Here is a 19,859-nt window from a genome sequence, read left to right as displayed (position 1 = left end):
TGAGGGTTTAACAGTAAAACAACCTCAAGTGGAATTAGTTACTTTTGAATGACAAATTTTTCAATTGAATTGGCCGTTTTAAATAGGTAACAGCCATTTGGAATATCAGCTATATCTATTTGAGAATCGCACAATCCACTTTTTATTTTTTGCCCGGTAAAATTGTGGATTTCATAATATCCCTGGTAGTTTTCTATTTGAATATATGTGGATGAAGGGTTCGGATAAATATTGATTGAATTTTGTGATTCATTTTGTATTTCTAAAGTTGATTCAACATTGAATGCCATAAATGCCAAATCAGTAAAGTTGGTGTCAATGTTAACATTCATAAATCCTGCTATAACACCATAATCGTTGTGCATTTCAATGTCTCGGGCTCCTAATTCATCTCCTGAATTGAAATTGTGATTGAATTGAAATTCACTTAGGGTATCAAATTGATCGTTTAAACAAAATGCTAAAAAATCGTCTGAATGATATCCCGGACCGGCATTGTTGTTATTTAAACTATATCCCCCAACAAATAGCTTATTGTTCCACATTTCCAAAAAATTTGTTCGCAATGAATATCCACTTTTCTCTATGTCTATAATATCGCCTATCACTCCTATAGTGTCAACTTTTTGAAGTAAGTGATGACCCTCAAAATAAGGTCCATCAGTTCTAATTGCCATTATGATATCTTCTCCATTAAAAGCAATGTCCTGCACCCAATGGTTATATCCTGGGTCTATTTGGAAAATTTGTGGACCATAGCTGATAAAATCCGGATTAATATCTCCTTGTTTTGAAACACTAAAAAAATGAAGTTGCGTAAACGAGGTAGCAACATATTTTCCGCAAACAAAATAGTTATTGTTGATTTCAACTATTTCAGATAAATAGGCTCCTTCACCATGTCGGTCATATGAAGGTGGAAGATGATAAGCGTCAATTAATGAACCTCCAAAAGTATCCCACACACGTACACCTGTACTTCCAAATGTAACATCCAAATTGCCGTCCAAATCCATTCTTCCAATAAGAGCATATTCAATTAAAGTTCCTTGATCATCAGTTGTAGAACCACAAAATACCAGTTTGTTTTGACTATCAATAATGATGCTTCCAGCGGTATTATAACTGCCTAAAAAGTCATCTGTAAAAAAGCCATTATTTGAAAATGTATTGTCTATCTGACCATTGGCTGACAGGTTTGAAATAAATATGAGAAAGGTATCCGGTTCACTCGGGTTAATGCCTTGACCAATAAAATAGATCTCGTTATTGTGCCAAATTGCTTGGTTAATAGAACTAGTTGAATATCCGGGAAAATCTGATCTGAAAATACCGTTTGTTCCAAACGAATTATCCAGGTTTCCAAATTCATCCAATTTTCCTATAAAAAAGTCGGTTGGATAAACACCTCCGTGGTAATCGGAGGTGTTTCCATAAAAATAGGTGTTACCTGAATCGTCTTTGAATAATCCAACCAATTCGTCCAGGTCATCAATGTTTATTGATAATTTGCCTCCTGATCCGAAATTGCCTTTTAATCCTCCACTTTGAGCAGTGCAGAACAAGACTGGTAAAATCAACAAAATCAGGAGAGAAAACTTCATTATTCTTTGATAAATCTTCTAAACGAAGTTAAATCATTCATTTCAAAACGAATCATATATGATCCACCTTCAAATGCAGAAATGTCAATTGTTCCAGCCACCTTACCTGTAGAAATTTCTCTTCCTAGTTGGTCGATAATAGTGTATTTAGCTCCATCTATACCATCTACTTTTAAGATGTCAGTTGCAGGATTTGGATAAACTGAAAAATCTAGTTCGTTTTCTTCAACAGAAACAGTTGTAACGCAAGTGACTGATGCGGGAATAGTAATATTACCTGCCATTCCTCCAATTTCATTGGTATTTAAGATTTGACCGTAATATTCCAATCCAGTGATATAAGGAAATTGTGGTGTTCCTGAACCGTCCATTGTGATAAAATAAGCGTACGTTCCTCCAGGATAATCAGGTGTAACACAATATCTACCATTGTATTCATCTAAATGTCCCAAACCTTGCACAAATTCATAATCTTCCCAATACGTTCCTAAAGGAAAAGTAGCATTAATTGCAGGACCAGGAGGAGTTGAAGTTTGTCCATCAGGTAAAATCGTACGATCTGTAATGTTTCTCAATTGAAAACTGGTTTCCATTCTCACAACTGTACTTTGGTCATCTAATGAATCTGAATAACCGTATGGTCCGTAAATTGGATAACCGTCAAAAGCCCAGCCAATTATTGGTGAATGTTGATTTGTTGGTCCGGCATAAAGTGCTGTTGGAGTAGCATGATAGTGGTAATTTCCATTTTGATCAGGGTGTCCGGATCCTGAAGCATCCATAGTAGCTCCTTCTGAAGCCCAGGCATCCCCATTCCATAAACCATCTCCATTACCGTCATTTTGACCAGTTCCTGAATTGTATGATCTTGCATCTCCTGCACCATATAATTTGATGCCGTTTTTGGCTACACCCAATGCGCCTACAACTGGCTGAGGTGTTTTGGTTCCTGTTTCTTCCATAGGATTTCTAGGAAAACGATAGGTACTTGAAATGGCTTGCGGAACGTTTGGATTCATCTCCCATGGTCCCATTTGATAACTAGCCAAGCCATTTGTGCGGATGTATACATAATCGTTGTCATAACAAACTTGCAGTATATCTGCAGAATCTGTCATATTTACTGTTTGAGTGGTGGGAGGCATTCCCGGATAATATTCGTAAGATGCAAGTGTGCCACTTGTGTTTAACATCCACGAATCTACTTGTGGATCTTGAGCAAAAGAAATGCTCAAGCTACCCACTAAAAAAATGGTAGAGGTAATTTTCATAATTGATTCTTAATTAATGGTTTTGCGATTAGACCAAAGATGTGTTGAATGGTTTAATGCTGCTTCAAAAAAACTATGAATAGTACTTAAAATCAGATGAATAAGCAGACTATTGCTTTACAAGTTGTTGAGCTCCAATGCCTGGGATACGTATAATGTAATTGCCACTTTTTAGACTCTCTACATTTAAAGTAGTAGTTGGTCCTTGAGTTTTTGAAGTCATCACTATCTGCCCAAGCAAATTATAAACTTCAATGTCCAATGGATTATCAGTATTAGTTGAAATGGTAAGATTGTCTTTTACCGGATTTGGATAAATGATAAATTCATTTTTATTGATTGATTCAGATTGCCCAGCTAATTGACTATTTTCAGCTCCAAATGTTGGAATTAGGTAATTAAAGTTTCCTGTTCCATTTGGAAATCTACCATAAGAGATGTCAATTTGTTGTTGAGGATAAATTAACTGATCAATGATCTCTCCGGTTGAATTGCTCATGTATAATCCCTCACCATTACTATTCAGTTTAAAATTGGCGTGAACACCTGATTGTAAAAGATCATTATCTGCCCAAATTATAAAATACTCACCCGAATTTAAATAGAAATTTGTAAAAGGAATGGTCCATTTTTGAAGGGTATCAGGATGATCAGAAAAATAGTAATCATCTAGTAATACGGCTTGATCAGAATTGTTGTACAACTCAATCCAATCATCATATTGACCCGCTAAATCTTGTGCAATTGAAACATTTAATGCGGATATTTCATTGATTACCAGTCCTTTTTTAGGTGTTAATGTATAAAATTCATATTCTGCTCGCACAGGAGAAAACTTTCCGGCATTGGCGTTTTCAGCATAAATAAAATAATCAACCTCCAGCGCGTTCACCCAGATGGAAGTCCCGTAAATTCCATCTCCTGAAGCTCCATCATTGTGAGCTCCATCATCATACATAAGTACTTTGTTAAACGATTCAAATTCGCCATATCTATATCCTAAGTAAACGTCATTGGCATCAGTCACTTCGGCTGTAATTGAAACAGAAGAGAAAGGATCCGGACTGCTGGGAGCATTTATGTTACTAATAGTGGGTTGCAATGCCTGGAATTCAGGTAAACCATTCAAGTAGGTTAATCTACCTGACATTAAAGATTCCAATCCTGCTCTAAATCCAAGCCAGGAACCAATGCTAGTATACAAGTTATCTTGAAATTGCTGATAGGTGTATTGAGGATAGGGTTCATAGGTGACAATGGTGTCTATTTGTTGTTGCCAACTTTCAGCTCTCTGTAAATAATAGTCATTACTCACATTTTCTGAAAGTATCGTTTTCATGTGAGCTACATACATTCTTTTATACATTGGGTTACTCAGCAATTTGCTGATGAGAGGCCTGAAGTTTGGTGAATTAATATGTAAAAACGGATCTTGATTGATCATGTCATTTTCATCAAGAGTGGCTAAAGTTGCTCCGTTCCAAGGTAATCCACCAAAAGCCATATTTACATCCCACAAAATAATACTCCATTTTCCATTGGTCATTTTGTAGATGTAGTAATTGTGCGCAAATGCAGTATATCCATCATTGTGAACAAAAGCAGAACTCACAGCTAAAAACCAAAGGGCTCTGTCAACATCCAGGACATTTTCAATATTTCCAGGATTGTTATTTAATTCATTGCAAAAAGCTTGAAGTTCTCCTAGTCCGTAAAGCGATTTCATGTCATACAATGTGTCATAAGCCATGCTATCAGCATAATAGGATAGATTAGAATTGTCTCCAAAAATTTGAAATGAAATCGGATCACATTTGAAAAAAGCATTGTCACTGTCTCCGTAGTGTTGATCTAAAAATTCGTTGTCTATGGATTCTGTATTTGTATAAACGCCTACATAATCTCCATTGATGAAAACCTTGCAAAAACTTGCACGGGGACAATCCATATACTGATTACTGATTTCATACATCAATACTTCTCTGACCATACTTGGATCTGAGAAACAATTGGCTAGTTTGAACTTATCTTTTCCTTGATGCTCTTGTCCTGCTACTGCCCAGTTTAAATCAATGTTATAAGGGTTTTTATAGCTTGCGGTATCCATGGAACTGTTTCCTTTATACCGCACACCGCAGCTATCGTATTGAATTCCATTAATAATAACATCAGCCAAAATTCTACCTGTTCCACTACCGGTACCAACTTGTGCAGTGGCCATTGAATCTAAAAGATAATCCCAGTTACTATCGTAAAAGTTGATTTCAAATGTATGTACGTAGTTAGGATCGAATATGTACTGCGATCTGGAAATATTAATCTCTCCAATGAGAAAAAAGAAGATAACAAGGAGTAAGCTTGCCGTTTTTTTCATCTGTCTATTAACCAAAAGTTAAGCTAAAGTTACGACAATATAAAAAGGGCGCCAAATATTTCTATTTGACGCCCTAAGTTGAATCGTGGATGTATGAAAATTTTAGGTTAAAATATTGCGTAGCTAAAACCCAGGTTGAACCTATAGCCATGTAGACCACCGTTAACATTTGATGTACTTGGAACCAAATTGAATATAGTTGGCTGAGTATAAGTAGATCCCAAGTAATAAGAGGCTGTTGCATTTAGTCTAAACCTGGGACTGAAATAATAGTAAAAATCTAAAGACAATTGAGAATAGTATCCTGCATCATTGTCTTCAAAACTTGAACCTAAAGTAGCATTAGTGTATAGTTCAGTTCTGGTATTTGGATACCAACCCAATGTGTAGTTGGCAATGGCCCACAATCCAGGTTCATTATTATTGTTGATTAAATCTTGACGAATTCCACCCAAAGTTGAAAATCTAAAGGTATGTTGAAGTGCATAATTAGTAGGCAAGTGATACTGTAGATCAAGGAATCCGTGTGTATAATTCAAACCTAAATCCAAAGGACTTGCTGTATTATAAAAAATGCCGAGTGATTCTGACACCCCTAATTCTGCTCTAAAACCGCTTCGTCTATGCATATGATTGGCAAAAACATAACTGTCCATTAATTGTGCAAAGTATCGGATGTTTTTTTCAGAGCCAATACCTAAATCTTGCAGGGTATTATCCAGTAATTCTAACTGATCCATAAGTCCAATTCTACGATCTAAATATCTTTTGTTTGAGATCAAGGCAATTTTATCAGCTATTGTTTTCAGTTGATTTTCTGAAAAGGATTCATTATAGATCTTATTCTTTTTAAAAAGATACTCAATGTCCATTGCTCTTCTTGCAAATTGTACGTATTCTAAACGGCCATATCCAATAGAAACCTGTGGTTGCATAAACAATCTAAAAGAGGCGCTTCCATTTTGATTGGTTTCACCGCTGTTGGCCAATCTAATGCTTGAATAATCATGCACTCCAACAAACCAAAGTTCTTTAAAGTAAAACCTATTTTGAATGTTGTTGGCAATTTGATTGGACAGTCCAATGGTATGATGATTTGTATCACTAGAATGACCAAATCTTAAAATATAAGTTGAACCAACTTCACCTTGATATTTTTTACTATTTGATATGTGATAGTAATGCAGTGAGCCATCTAATCTAGAGTCGAAATTGTCAGAAACGAAATTTCCTGAACCATTACTTCCGAAATTTGCCATGAGGTATCTCAGTTTAAAATCCGGGGCTTTGTAATTCTTAATAAAATAAGGATGATTGTCTTGGGAGAAAATCAAGTTGCAGGCCAATAGACCTGCAACCAGTACTACTTTTTTCATGCGATCATTTTTAAAATTTAACAGAATTTTAACAAATCGCGTGCCAACTTCTAAAACCTTTAGTTCTTGGGCTCTTCGTCTATTTGATTGCTTCTAAACGCGGATGGAACCAGGTCTGGAATTAGTTTTAAAACAAAGGGCATGATAACACTTCCGCCAGGCAACATAAAAAGGGTAAATGCAGGTATTGATTTAGCCAGGTCTTTGAATTGACTTTTAACTTTTTTCTTTTCTTCTTTTGATAAATCTGTAGTGGTAGACTTGGCAATTAATTGCACTAACTCTTTACTTTGAGCTAACTCAAGAGCCAACTTATCTTTATTTCTGGATAAAATCTTTTTCCATTTATCTCCGGCACTGCTAAGAAGTTGATCTAAATCATTACTACCTCTTAAAAATGGAACTGCATCTGCATTGTCAATCACAAAAGTTTGAACTGCGATAAATGATTTGTCAAATTCCTCTTCATCAACCTCTAACTTTTGGTAAAGTTCTTCCAAAAATTTTTGCTCTTCAGGTTCTACAACTCTATCACTCCAAACAGTTAAAATGGCTACTTCTAAAAAGTATCTGCTCATTAACCATGACATCTGATATTCAAACACCAAATGGGACAAATCTAATTTATTTTCAATATAACTCTTGGCTAAAATATGGTCCTGATCTTTTAGTCCTGATGAGGCTAAAAAGATACTATACAAGGCCGTTTCTTCTTCAGTAATAATTCCATCAGCACTAGCTGCTGCGGCAATGACCATTAATATGTTTAAAGTTTGTTTGCGCCTTTTTGTTTGGATATCATCTGGTTTTCCAGTTTGATAATATTCAAAGTACAGCACAATGTCTTGAAAAAGTAAACTATTATGTAGGTATGAAGTCCAAAGTCTATTTGATAAACTAATTTTAATTCCTACCCTCTGTTCAATGATGGATTCTAGCTTACCGTAAACATCCAAATCTTTAAAATTGAGCCAGTTTTTCTTAGCTTTTTCCAGTTCAGATTCTTCATAAAAATCAACAAATCTATTTAAAGAATCTTCAATGTTTTCAAGTGAGAGTGATCCGAAATGAGCATAATCTGCTATTAACAGTGATTCCAGAAGTAGCACTTTGAACTTCTCTTCTCCCGACCATTTATCGGTGTTTTCATTTTCTAAAAAAATAAACCTTACTTGAAAACCGTAGATCATCCCGCTAGGTTGAAGTTGTCCGTATATAAACTCTTCGGGACTTAGTTTTAGATTGTAATCTTCCAGATGAATTTCAAATTCATCAATCAAGGAAAAGTACTTTTTAATCCAACCTGCGCTACTAGGATTTAGCATCTTAAAAGATTTTAAATTAAAGATATGAAATATGTGTTAGACAAGATCCTTCCATAAATGGTATTAACTTTGAATGAGAATGTTAAGCATGCAGAAAATTTCGGGAATATTTTTTGGTATCATTTGGTGCAGTTCTACTGTAATAGCGCAAGTTTCTGTAGATAAAATTGCCGATTTACCTTCGAAATTGTATGAAACTTCTGCCGTTCAAATTTATCAGGGAAAGTATATTCTTACATTGAATGATGGGGGCAATAAGGAAAAGCTTTACGTTTTGGATTTTGAAGGTAAAGTTGTCCGTACTTTGGAAATTAAAGATGCTAAAAATGTAGATTGGGAGGATTTAGCTATTGATGATAAAGACAGGGTTTACATTGGTGATTTCGGAAACAATCTGAATAAGCGTAAAGAATGTGCTATCTACATTTTGGATAAAGATTTAATCGAAGATGGAAACGGTGAAATAAAAGCCGATAAAATCACATTTAATTACGAAGATCAGTTCGCATATCCACCTAAAGAATCAAATATGAATTTTGATGCCGAGGCAATGGTATGGATGAATGATAGCATTTATATTTTCACTAAGTGCAGAAGTAAACCATTTACAGGAATTACGAATGTGTATGTTTTGCCCGATAAGCCTGGTCATTACAAAGCCAGAAAGATAGGGTCAATTCAGTTGTGTGATTCCAATTGGATGTTTTGTTCAGTAACTGCAGCAGATTATCATCCAAAAAGCAAAAAGTTAGTGATACTCACTTATAGTAGGTTTTATATTATTTCAAATTTTACATCACATCAGTTTTGGAACGGTAAAATCCAGAGCTATAATTTAAAAGGCATAAAGCAAAGAGAAGGTATTGGTTTTTTGACCAAAAATGTACTCTACATGACGGATGAATACAGGAAAGGCTTTGGTGGAGGAAATCTTTATAAATTAAGCTTAAAATGAAAGCAGTAATCTTTGATATGGATGGCGTTTTGATTGATTCTGAACCGCTTTGGAAAATTGCCGAAATAGAAGGTTTTGGGAGAGTTGGTTTAGATTTAACTCATACGGATTGTGAGGAAACAGTTGGCTTGCGCATTGATGAGGTAGTGAAAATGTGGCACAATAAAGTAGGGTGGGAAGGAAGATCTCTTCAAGAAGTAGAAGAAGATATTGTGGCAGTTTTAATTAGAGAAATAAAAGCGCAGGGTAGAGCGTTAGATGGAGTTTATGAATCTCTGGAAGCTATTCAATCTAAGGGACTGAAAATCGGCTTAGCAACTTCATCTGCTAATAGAATATTAGAAGTTGTATTGGATAAATTAGAAATAGCCGGCTTCTTTCATTCCGTTCATTCAGCAGAAAATGAGTCTCATGGTAAACCTCATCCGGCAGTATTTTTATCAGCCGCCCAAAAATTAGATATTCATCCAACTGATTGCCTGGTAATTGAAGATTCGTTGAATGGTGTTATTGCTGCTAAAGCTGCTCGAATGAAAGTAGTAGCAGTTCCTGAAAAATCGCATCAATATGATGAAAGATTAAAGTTGGCAGATTTAATAATACCTAGTTTGAATCACCTTGATTTGGAAGGTTTGCAAAAGTTCTGGAACGATTAATCTTTATTTTTTACACTGATAATTTGTGCCATAATACTGATGGCAATTTCAATGGGTGTTTTACTGTGAATGTCAATACCAATTGGCGAGTACACATTAGCCAGCTTTTCTTTTGACACACCTTCAGTCACTAATTCTTCCATTATTTTTTTGACTTTTTCTTTACTGCCCATCATTCCCAGGTATTTGAAATTATGATTCAGTAGTGATTTTAAAGCCATTTTGTCGGTGCGATAACCAAAAGAAACCAAAACGACATAATCATCACTGTTAGAATGGATGATATTTCCCAATTGTTCGTAATCATCAATTTGGATAAACTCAGCACATCCATTCTGTTCAATAGTATTTAATCTTTCCCTGTCATCATAGATTTTAATGCTAAATCCAACTTCGTGTGCCAATTTAGAAACAGCAAATCCAACGTGTCCACCACCTACAATATGTAGAGCAGGTTTTACGTGAAGATCCTCTTTGACAATCCAATGATTTTCATCTTCAATTTTGGATTTAAATTGTGATTTGATTAGTTCCTCACTTAGCTGAATTCCTTGAGGTGTCAGAACCAATGTAGATTGCTCTTTACTTATTATTTTTTGAATCCATCCGGTATCTTTTTGATCAATAGAGAAGAAAGCAATCCATTGTTCACCTGAACAGATCATTCCTGAGCGATCTTTAGGAATATTGGTTTGATGAACCTGTTTTTTAATAAAAGGATCGAACTCTCTTTTCAGCAGATCTTGTTTACAAAGTTCTACTAATTTGTGCTCCATAAATCCTCCACCTATTGAGCCAACAAGTTTTCCCGAATCGCTCACTATCATTTTAAAGCCTTGTCTTCCAGGGCTGCTGCCCATGGCGTCCAAAACATACATGAGTACAATTCTGTTTCCTTGGTCTATTTCAGATTTTATGTTCTCCCAGATATTCATCAATTAATAAAGATATCAAAAGTACCCTTCTATTCGGATAAATCGTTTAAAACCAAATGGCACTGAGTGAATAATAAATGGCCATTAAACCAGAGAAAATAGCACTGGCTAAAAAGCGATTTTTCAAGCTAACTTTATTTTGAATTAGATAGTTAGCTGCTAATGATAATGGAATATTGAATACAAATGATAGTGATCCGGCAATGAGAATTCCCCAACCAATTTGATCATATTTTCCTGTCAAAAGTTGTATGAATAAAATGTGTCTGGCAATCCAAAGCGGATTGAAGTATAACATGGCCAAACCTGCCCTTTTGAACGAGCTACTTATACTACCATCAGACGCTACTTTTTTATCAATCCACTTAAAGTAATTTGGTATTTCCAGAGCGTATATGGTTGCGCCTATAACCAAAATACCGACAAATCTGATCCACTCAAAATCTTGGGAGATAAGAGCAGCAATTGTATCTCCCAGGGCATAAATGATTCCCCCTTTGATGATATCGGATTGTTTATATTGAATTGCCATCAGCTGTATAATCCCATCAATACCTTTTCATGGGTGAAAGGTGCGTTAAATCTTGGGATATAATTTGGGTTGAATGCTTTTACTGCATCTTCAATAGCAAAATATGCTCCAATTCCATACATTAATGGAGGTTCTCCAACAGCTTTTGATTTCAAAATTGCTAATTCGCTTCCTTCAGCTGTCACCCCTTTTACATCAATTACTTTTGGAACAGAATAAATGTCCGGAACTTTGTAGGTAGATAATGAATTTGATCTTAATCTTCCATTTTCATCATAATCGATTTCTTCGCAAGTCATCCAGCCTATTCCTTGAACCAAACCACCTTCAATTTGACCCAAATCAACATCCATATTCATACTTTTTCCAAAGTCATGAATAATATGAACGGCGTCAAAATCATAGGTTCCTCTAATACAGTCTACAGTTACTTCTGTTAATGCTAAACCATATACATGATAGGCAAATGGATGTCCTTTTTCTTTTGTTGGATCAAAATTGATAATCGGAGTGGCATAATGACCATTTTCTGTAAGTGAAATTCTGGCCATAAATGCAGATTCTATCATCTGCTTCCAATTCAAAGATGATGTATTTTGGGAATTGGAAAAAAGTCCTTTTTCAAACTTTATGTCATCAATAGTTACATCAAAACATTTGGCTGCGTGATCTTTTAATCTGCCAATCAAAGCTGAGCAAGCTACTTGTAATGCTTTACCATTCAAATCTGCAGTGGCACTTGCCGCCGAAGGTGATGTGTTAGCTACTCTGGTAGTATTGGTAGATTCAAGTTTAACCCTAGATGGATCAATTCCAAACATCCCGGCAGCTATTTGCAACATTTTGGTGTTTACACCTTGTCCCATTTCTACAGCACCTGTACTAACTCCAACTGTTCCGTCACTGTAAATGTGAACTAATGATCGAGCCTGATTCATGGACGTTTTTGTAAACGAAATTCCAAAAGATATAGGCATTAAAGACATTCCTTTTTTGGAGTCTTTATTTCTGGCATTATAATCTTCAATTGCTTGTCTAGTAGATGAAATAAGATTGGTGGTTTCCATCTCATTCCAAATCTTCTTCAACTCAACACCTTCTGCAATTTGTCCATAAGGGAATTCATCTCCTTCATCTAACAAATTGACTTTTTGAATTTCAAATGATGGTATTCCAATTTCCTTTGCAGCATGTGCAATTGCCGATTCCATTACAAACATACCTTGCGGTCCTCCAAATCCTCTAAAGGCTGTGTTAGGAGGAAGATTTGTTTTACACGAATAGGCCGTAGCTTTTACATTAGGCACAAAATAAGAGTTGGTTGAATGGAAAAGTGTTCTTTCCATTACAGCCGGAGAAAGATCTGCAGCTGCTCCTGCATTCTGATAAAAAGTAGCTTCGTACGCCAGAATTTTTAGGTCTTTTGACAATCCTATTTTGTAATCAGAACTATAGGGATGTCTTTTACCGGTCATCTTCATGTCATCCATTCGGTGAAGAATCACTTTTACCGGTTTTTCAATAACATAACAGGCCAAGGCAGCCATTACCGCCCAAGGTGTTGCTTGATCTTCTTTTCCTCCAAATCCACCTCCTAATCGAACAACATCTACTTCAATTTTATGCATTCCAACGCCTAAAACCCTGGCTGCCGCTCTTTGAACTGCTGTTGGCCCCTGTGTAGAGGATGATAAACGAATATTTCCATTCTCCATGGGTTGCGCATAGGCTCCTTGCGTTTCAATATACAAGTGTTCTTGCCCGTTAGTGTCAGCTTTTCCCTCAAAAATGTAGGTGCATTGATCCCAAGTAGAATCCACATCTCCCAGATTAAATGTTCTTGGTGGAATGATCAACGAACCTTTTTCTTTTGCTACTCTGGGATCAACAATAACTTCTTTTTCCTTGATCTCAATTTCAATCAACTTTCTGGCTTCAAAAGCAATCAATTCTGATTCTGCTAATACCAATGCTATAGGATGACCTTGAAAATGAACTTCTTTGTCGGCAAACAGGTCTTCGTCAGGTAAAATTCCACCAATCTGATTTTCACCTGGTATATCTTTATGTGTGATGATTGTTTTAACTCCGGGATAGGCCAATGCTTTGCTGTAATCCACTGAAAGGATCTCACCATGTGCTTTAGGAGATGTAAAAACTGCTCCAAATAAAGTTCCTTTAATGGGTTGTATATCGTCTACATAAATAGACTTACCTGTTACGTGACCTTTTGCATCTATATTCTTCATACCATCTCCTCCAATGCAATTTTTTCAGGATACAACGTAATGAAATGCGCAAAGAAAAGCTGTCTTAACAGTAGTCGTTTATAATCTTCTGTTCCTCTTACATCTGTAATAGGACTGATCTCTTTTTGCAATACTTTATTTGCCTCCACTATAGTTTCAGCATTTAAATTCTTTCCAATAAGAAAAGAGCATGTATTATCTAAATAAGTTGGAATAGGTCCTACACCTCCTGCTGATATATTTGCGTTTACAATTATTTCATTTTCAACTTCAATCAAAGCAGCTGTATTGACAGAAGCAATATCCAAATGGATTCGTTTACTCACTTTTTCAAGGTTGAATTGAGCATTTTTAGATGGTACTTTAAAGGAGATGTTTTTGATCATCTCATTCTTCTCCATGTCCAGATCCTTGTAACCTTTGTAAAGGTCTTTCAAATAAATAGATCGATCATTTTCAAAAGTGATTTTAGCATTCAATGCCAGGAAAAAGGCGGTCATGTCCCCAATAGGAGAAGCATTTACAAAGTTCCCGGCAAGGGTAGAAATATTCCGAATAGGTGAAGATGAAACCAATTTAAGGTGTTCTTTCAACCTTGGAAACATCTCATTAAATGAGGTGTTATTTAAAATGTCAGATACAGTAGTTCCGCCTCCAACGGTACAAATACCATCCATCACTTTTATCACCTTCAAATTTGGATAATTAGAGATGTGATTTACGTTTTGAACTATCAGATCATCCGGTTGCTGTACATAAAGATCTGTTCCCCCACCAACTATTTTACCTTCTCCTTTCAACGAATTATTATTGATCTCAGCTAATCTTTCAGCTATTGTGTTAAAATATGATGGTATGAATTGTTGATCAACTAACCAATTTACAGTTTGATCAGTATCTTTTCCTTTCAATTCGTCTGTAATGTGCTGTGCTGCTCTTTCAATGGATTTATAGCCGGTACATCTACAAATGTTTCCATCAATAGAAGCAATGACATCTTCGTAAGTAGCATTTTTATTTGCCAAACAAAATCCGGATAATGAAACGACAAATCCAACTGTACAAAATCCGCATTGTGTACCGGATTCTTTAACCATATATTGCTGAACTGGAGTCAAATCGTCCATGTTCAATCCTTCAATGGTAACAACATGCTTTCCTTGCACATTTCCAATTGGTGTTAAACATGAAGTGGCATTTTCATATTGAATCTTGCCATCTTTCAAAGTTCCAATTAAAACTGTACAGGCGCCACAATCTCCTTCTCGGCAACCAATTTTAGTTCCGGTTAAACATTTGTCATACCTGATAAGGTCTAGCAACAATGAACCTGTCGGTAGTTCAGTTTTAACCAATTCATTATTTAATATAAACGCTACCACTAGTTTTTGTGTGACTGAAAGTAAGCTTCAATTTCTGCAATTCTTTTGTCTTTTTCAACTTCCGTTAAAAGACTTGCTTTAAAACTGTTTTTAGCCAATTCGGTGATCTGTTCTTTAGACATATTCAAGGCTTTAGCAATTCCTAAATAATTTTCATTCATGTATCCTCCAAAATAAGCCGGATCATCAGAATTAACTGTAACCAATAATCCTTGTTCCATCATCTTCACTACAGGATGATCTTTTAGGTCATTAATCACGCAAAGCTCCAGGTTAGACAATGGACAAAGTGTTAGCGGAATTTGATTTTCGGCTAATTTTTTTACCAATTCAGGATCATCCATTGATCTGTTTCCATGATCAATTCTGGTAATTCCCAATAAGTTAATTGCTTCCCAAATATACTCTGCTGGTCCTTCTTCTCCGGCATGTGCAACAGTTAAAAAGCCTGCTTCTTGAGCCTTTTTGAATACTCTTTCAAATTTTGAAGGAGGATTTCCTACTTCAGATGAATCTAATCCTACTCCGGCTATCCAATCTTTATAAGGCATTGCTTGCTCTAAAGTTTCAAATGCAGATTCTTCGCTAAGATGTCTTAAAAAGGACATGATCAATTTATAAGAAACACCCAATTTTTGTTTTCCATCTTCCAAAGCACGGTAAATCCCTTTAATTACAGTGTCAAACGAAATTCCTCTATCTGTATGCGTTTGCGGATCAAAAAATATCTCAGTATGCACTAAATTCTGGCTATGTACTTTCTTTAAATACGCCCAGGTTAAATCATAAAAATCTTCTTCTGTGATCAATACATTTGCTCCCGCATAATAGATGTCCAAAAACTCTTGAAGATTATTAAAACTGTATGCTTTCTTTAGCTCTTCTACCGTATTATATTTGATCTGTTTGTTGTTGCGTTTGGCAATTTTAAACATTAATTCAGGTTCAAAAGTTCCTTCAATATGTAAGTGCAGTTCTGCCTTTGGGATTCCGGCTATGAAATCTTCGATTGAGGTGTTCATATTGTTATTTCTTTAAGTAGTGTGGATCAAAAATAGTTAAATCTATTTATTAGTGCTTTGCCTGATTCTCAATTGAAAAAATCATTTGACCACCTAAATCATTTTAAATTAGAAAACAGAGGAAAATCACCATTCTAATAGCTTGTTTTACTAGGCAAACTAGTTCAAAGACACTATCTTAGTCACCGCAAAATTTTGAACCTAATGAAAAAGCTCATCTTACTATTGACAGTTGTATTATTTTTCAACCATCTCAATGCACAACAATTTACTTCTATTCATCATGAACAGCAAGTATATTATAATGCACAACAAAAATCTACCGAATGGTATGAGCAAAATGTCAATACAAAAAAGTATGATTTTGCTGATCAAAGAAGTTCTACCTGTACACTTAACAAAGTAGTATATGGTTGGCATCCATATTGGGTTGGATCTGCCTACAATAATTATGATTGGAACCTGCTTAGCCACTTTTCTTTTTTCTCATATGAAGTTGATGCCAATACAGGAAATCCTTTAACTACGCATGGTTGGGCAACTTCAGATGCCGTTGACTCTGCTTTGGCAAATAATGTGAAGGTGACACTTTGTGTTACATTGTTTGGAGGAACGGGTTTAACTACTTTTTTAACAAACAATACAGCTAAACAAAACTTAATTTCTAATCTTATTACATTGGTTCAGGATAGGGGAGCGCATGGTGTAAATATTGATTTTGAAGGATTACCTGCTGCTCAAAAAACCAATTTTGCCAACTTTATGGTGGATCTATCAAACCAAATGCACACGGCAATTCCAGGTTCAGAAGTGAGCACAGTTTTATATGCTGTTGATTGGAGTAACGTTTTTGATTTTCAAATAATGGATCCGGTGGTAGATCATTTTATAGTAATGGGATATGCTTATTACTATCAAGGAAGTGGAAACACAGGCCCATGTGATCCATTGTATCATTTTGGATCAACTTACAATTACACTTTGTCAAAGACAATTACTTACTACTTAGATCAAGGATGTTCGTCCAATAAGTTAGTAATGGGACTCCCATATTATGGATATGAATGGCCGACTAATGATTTGAATATTCCTTCATCTACAACCGGTTCAGGAGTAGCCCGAACATTTGCTTATGTTAAAAACAATACAAGCGGAAATTATTCGACGGGTAATTATACCTGGGATGCAGATAGCTACACGGATATTTACGCGTTCAACAGTGGAGGAAACAAACAGTGTTTTATTACTTTGGAGAATGGATTTGACAAAAGATTACAACACATTAATCAATCTGGAATAGCTGGAATTGGAATTTGGGCATTAGGATATGACAATGGATACAATGAGTTATGGACAGCCATTGAAAACAACTTGACTGATTGTAAAGTGGATCCTTGTTCCGGAACAATTCATGATTTTGGTGGACCCACTAAGAACTATTACAATGATGAGGATTATACCTGGACGCTTTCACCTGATGGTGCTACAAGTATCGACTTAAACTTTACTTCATTTAGTGTTGAGGTAGGATATGATACTTTATTCATTTATGATGGTGCTTCTACAGCCTCACCTTTAATTGGAGCTTATACGGGTACAAATTCACCTGGAAGTTTTTCTACATCAACTGGAGATATTACATTCTATTGGAAATCAGACGGTGCTACAGTAGGTGCAGGTTGGAATGCTGATTATACTTGTGTAGCAGCAAATCCTCAACCTAATTTCACCTTGCCTACAAATACTACTTTCTGTCAGGGAGAAACAATTCAGTTTACTAACACTTCTACAGCATCATCATCTTATTATTGGGAATTTCAGAATGGAACGCCTGCTACAAGCACAGATACAGACCCATTAGTGACATATTTTGCTTCTGGGACATACAATGTGACATTAAACGCTATTGATGCTGGTGATACAAATACAATGACGCAACAAATAACGGTGAACGTTACAGGACAACCAACTGCAGATTTTACAAGTAATAGTCCAGTGACTATGCCAAATTCTGCGATTTATTTTACTAATAATTCTACCAATGCCAGTATTTATGAATGGGATTTTGGTGATGGAAATACTTCGTCAGATGCTAATCCATGGAATAATTATGCTGCTGCCGGAGATTACATAGTTACATTAATAAGTTTTAATGGTGTTTGTCCAAATGACACCCTTGTTCAAACTGTTCAGGTTATTGATAATGTAGGATTGTCAGATCAACATTTTAAATTATTTGGGGTGTATCCAAATCCGTTTATTGATCAAATAATTTTACAAGGAGACTTAAGTGCAGTTAAAGGAATAAGATTAGTGGATGCAAGTGGAAAACTGATATATGAATCTTCTGCTGTGGCTTCAGAACTAAAGGTTATTTCTGATTTATCAAAACTTGCTGCAGGCACGTATATCTTGGAAATTCTAACAACGGAGGGTACAGAAAATCACTTACTGATTAAAAAGTAATTGAATTTGGCTAACTTATTGCTGTAAAATCCGGCATGAGGTTAATTCTTTTAATATTATTTGGATGCTTGCTCAATTCTGCTTTTTCACAAGTAGATACGATTGCACCTCATGTAGAAATTGTGGGGAAGTATGACGAAAATGCCTACACCGTAATTTATCCTCTAGGTTACTCTAAAGAAGGTCACTTTGCTTATATCTATCAGGATATGAATGTTATGGGAGGTGCGGAGATTTATGACTTTAATTTTATCATTCATAAGAACAGAAATGGGGTTCCTGAGTTTTCAATGGGCACTACTTATAATTTTGAGGAAGACACCATTTCTTACAATGAACAAGAAATTCCTAATGAAGCGGAAGATTCATTGTTTTGGGGATACAGCTTTTTTAAACACAAATACTGGGCTCAAAATAAAGATACCATTATCAAATTAATGGATTTGTATGGTATAAAAAGGGATTTGAAACAAGCTGTAAAACCTATAGAAATTAGCTCAAATTTTGGTTTTAAAATAACAGTTGAAAAAGATACTTCTAAAGAAAGAGGGATTAGAATGGATGAATTGATCAACATTTATATCCGTTTCACTGGTAAATCAAAACGTGCTATATATTCAAAAACAAACGCTTTAAATGCAGATGGCTGGGCAATGGATACTTTTGGTAATTATACAGATTACCTTTTTTATGAAATTCATGGATTTATAAAATCTCCATTAGGAAATCACTATTGGTTATACCTAATTGAATATTCTATGGGTTATGAAGAACCAGCAGAAAACGTAATTTTAATTCCTTTTGAAAAGAGGAATTAGCTCATTTTTAGAAAACTCACCTCTTTTTCAGTAAGATGTCTGTATTCTCCTCTAGGTAAATCTTTTTTAGTAAGATGTGCGAATTTTACTCTGTCTAATTTAACAACAGTAAAACCAACAGCTTCAAACATTCTTCTTACAACTCTGTTTTTTCCTGAGTGTAATTCAATTCCGGCTTCTTTGTTTTTTGAATCTGCAATCAATTCAACCTTATCAGCTTTTACAAATGAACCGTCATCTAAAGTTACTCCTTGTGTCAGTGAGTTGAGTGTGTCAACATCAATTGGTTTATTCAAAGACACATGGTAAAGTTTTGAAACCTGATATCTAGGATGAGTCAATTTTTTAGCCAAATCACCATCATTTGTAAATAACAATAAACCGGTAGTGTTTCTGTCCAATCTACCAACAGGATATATTCTTTCTTTACAGGCTTTGGCAACCAATTCGTAGGCTGTTTTTCTACCTTGAGGATCTTCCATTGTAGTTATGAAGTTCTTAGGCTTATTTAACAATACATATTGTTTTTTTTCCGCTCTAATGATGGCACCATCATATCTAACTTCATCTCCGGGTTTAACTTTATAACCCATTTCAGTGATGGTTTTACCATTCACTTCTACTACGCCGGTTTTAATTAAAACGTCTGCTTCCCTTCTTGAACAAATTCCTGCATTTGCAATATATTTATTCAGCCTAACTTCATCACTGAATGACGGAAGAGGATCACCTTTTTTCTTTTTTGGTTTTGAGAAATCTCCTTTTGGCTTTGATTTTCCCTTCATTGCCAGTCTCTTCACGGGTTTTTTCCCTCCTTTATTTGATTGATCAGCCATATCCTCTTTTAAATTGGAAGCACAAAGGTAGACTTTATTTAGATTTCAGCATATACTG

15 protein-coding genes are annotated in these 19,859 nt (G+C 35.4%); 4 read left to right on the top strand and 11 right to left on the bottom strand.

From position 1 onward, the window contains the following. Window positions 1–38: 38 nt before the first annotated feature. The 5 genes from K6119_RS10230 to K6119_RS10210 form a co-directional block, all read right to left on the bottom strand. On the bottom strand, window positions 39–1,604 hold the full coding sequence (locus tag K6119_RS10230; RefSeq protein ID WP_221838765.1) for a T9SS type A sorting domain-containing protein: 1,566 nt from the start codon (window positions 1,602–1,604) through the stop codon (window positions 39–41). Beyond that, window positions 1,604–2,875, bottom strand: a complete 1,272-nt coding sequence (locus K6119_RS10225) for a YHYH protein (RefSeq protein ID WP_221838763.1) — start codon at window positions 2,873–2,875, stop codon at window positions 1,604–1,606. Before K6119_RS10225 ends, K6119_RS10230 begins: the two co-directional genes overlap by 1 nt. Window positions 2,876–2,984: 109 nt before the next feature. Further along, window positions 2,985–5,249 (bottom strand): CotH kinase family protein, encoded by a 2,265-nt coding sequence (locus tag K6119_RS10220; protein WP_221838762.1) that lies wholly within the window; start codon window positions 5,247–5,249, stop codon window positions 2,985–2,987. Window positions 5,250–5,356: 107 nt separating this feature from the next. Beyond that, window positions 5,357–6,625, bottom strand: a complete 1,269-nt coding sequence (locus K6119_RS10215; protein ID WP_221838761.1) for a hypothetical protein — start codon at window positions 6,623–6,625, stop codon at window positions 5,357–5,359. Window positions 6,626–6,684: 59 nt separating this feature from the next. Beyond that, a complete protein-coding gene (locus K6119_RS10210) occupies window positions 6,685–7,950 on the bottom strand; it encodes an LETM1-related biofilm-associated protein (protein WP_221838760.1) in 1,266 nt (421 codons plus the stop codon). Window positions 7,951–8,038: 88 nt separating this feature from the next. On the opposite strand from K6119_RS10210, the gene K6119_RS10205 reads away from it, so the two are divergent. Next, complete coding sequence (locus K6119_RS10205) at window positions 8,039–8,905, top strand: hypothetical protein (protein ID WP_221838759.1); 867 nt, start codon at window positions 8,039–8,041, stop codon at window positions 8,903–8,905. Beyond that, the gene (gene hxpB / locus K6119_RS10200) at window positions 8,902–9,561 is read left to right on the top strand and encodes a hexitol phosphatase HxpB (protein WP_221838757.1); all 660 of its coding nucleotides are present in this window, start codon (window positions 8,902–8,904) and stop codon (window positions 9,559–9,561) included. Before K6119_RS10205 ends, hxpB begins: the two co-directional genes overlap by 4 nt. On the opposite strand, the gene K6119_RS10195 is transcribed toward hxpB, so the two are convergent. From K6119_RS10195 to K6119_RS10175, 5 genes are read right to left on the bottom strand one after another with little or no spacing between them, the layout of a single operon-like run. Beyond that, window positions 9,558–10,496, bottom strand: coding sequence for an XdhC family protein (locus K6119_RS10195; protein WP_221838756.1), 939 nt, complete (start codon window positions 10,494–10,496; stop codon window positions 9,558–9,560). The two genes, hxpB and K6119_RS10195, sit on opposite strands and share 4 nt — an antisense overlap. Window positions 10,497–10,542: 46 nt before the next feature. Continuing rightward, window positions 10,543–11,028 carry a hypothetical protein gene (locus K6119_RS10190; protein WP_221838755.1) on the bottom strand — a complete coding sequence of 162 codons (486 nt, stop codon included), beginning with the start codon at window positions 11,026–11,028 and terminating at the stop codon, window positions 10,543–10,545. Beyond that, a complete protein-coding gene (locus K6119_RS10185) occupies window positions 11,028–13,277 on the bottom strand; it encodes a xanthine dehydrogenase molybdopterin binding subunit (protein WP_221838753.1) in 2,250 nt (749 codons plus the stop codon). Before K6119_RS10185 ends, K6119_RS10190 begins: the two co-directional genes overlap by 1 nt. After that, on the bottom strand, window positions 13,274–14,659 hold the full coding sequence (locus K6119_RS10180) for an FAD binding domain-containing protein (protein WP_237827989.1): 1,386 nt from the start codon (window positions 14,657–14,659) through the stop codon (window positions 13,274–13,276). Before K6119_RS10180 ends, K6119_RS10185 begins: the two co-directional genes overlap by 4 nt. Next, window positions 14,659–15,681 carry an adenosine deaminase gene (locus tag K6119_RS10175; protein WP_221838743.1) on the bottom strand — a complete coding sequence of 341 codons (1,023 nt, stop codon included), beginning with the start codon at window positions 15,679–15,681 and terminating at the stop codon, window positions 14,659–14,661. Before K6119_RS10175 ends, K6119_RS10180 begins: the two co-directional genes overlap by 1 nt. A 204-nt stretch (window positions 15,682–15,885) precedes the next feature. Here K6119_RS10175 and K6119_RS10170 point away from each other — a divergent pair, with 204 nt between their 5' ends. Both K6119_RS10170 and K6119_RS10165 read left to right on the top strand, forming a co-directional pair. Continuing rightward, window positions 15,886–18,147 carry a glycosyl hydrolase family 18 protein gene (locus K6119_RS10170; RefSeq protein WP_221838741.1) on the top strand — a complete coding sequence of 754 codons (2,262 nt, stop codon included), beginning with the start codon at window positions 15,886–15,888 and terminating at the stop codon, window positions 18,145–18,147. Between the two features lie 35 nt (window positions 18,148–18,182). Next, window positions 18,183–18,965, top strand: coding sequence for a hypothetical protein (locus K6119_RS10165; RefSeq protein WP_221838739.1), 783 nt, complete (start codon window positions 18,183–18,185; stop codon window positions 18,963–18,965). Here the strand turns inward: K6119_RS10165 and K6119_RS10160 are convergent. Further along, window positions 18,962–19,801 carry a pseudouridine synthase gene (locus K6119_RS10160; RefSeq protein WP_221838737.1) on the bottom strand — a complete coding sequence of 280 codons (840 nt, stop codon included), beginning with the start codon at window positions 19,799–19,801 and terminating at the stop codon, window positions 18,962–18,964. The two genes, K6119_RS10165 and K6119_RS10160, sit on opposite strands and share 4 nt — an antisense overlap. Between the last annotated feature and the right edge of the window lie 58 nt (window positions 19,802–19,859).

This window comes from Paracrocinitomix mangrovi (assembly GCF_019740355.2).
Classification (GTDB): Bacteria; Bacteroidota; Bacteroidia; order Flavobacteriales_D; family Crocinitomicaceae; genus Paracrocinitomix; species Paracrocinitomix mangrovi.
This window is presented reverse-complemented; position numbering and strand designations above follow the sequence as displayed.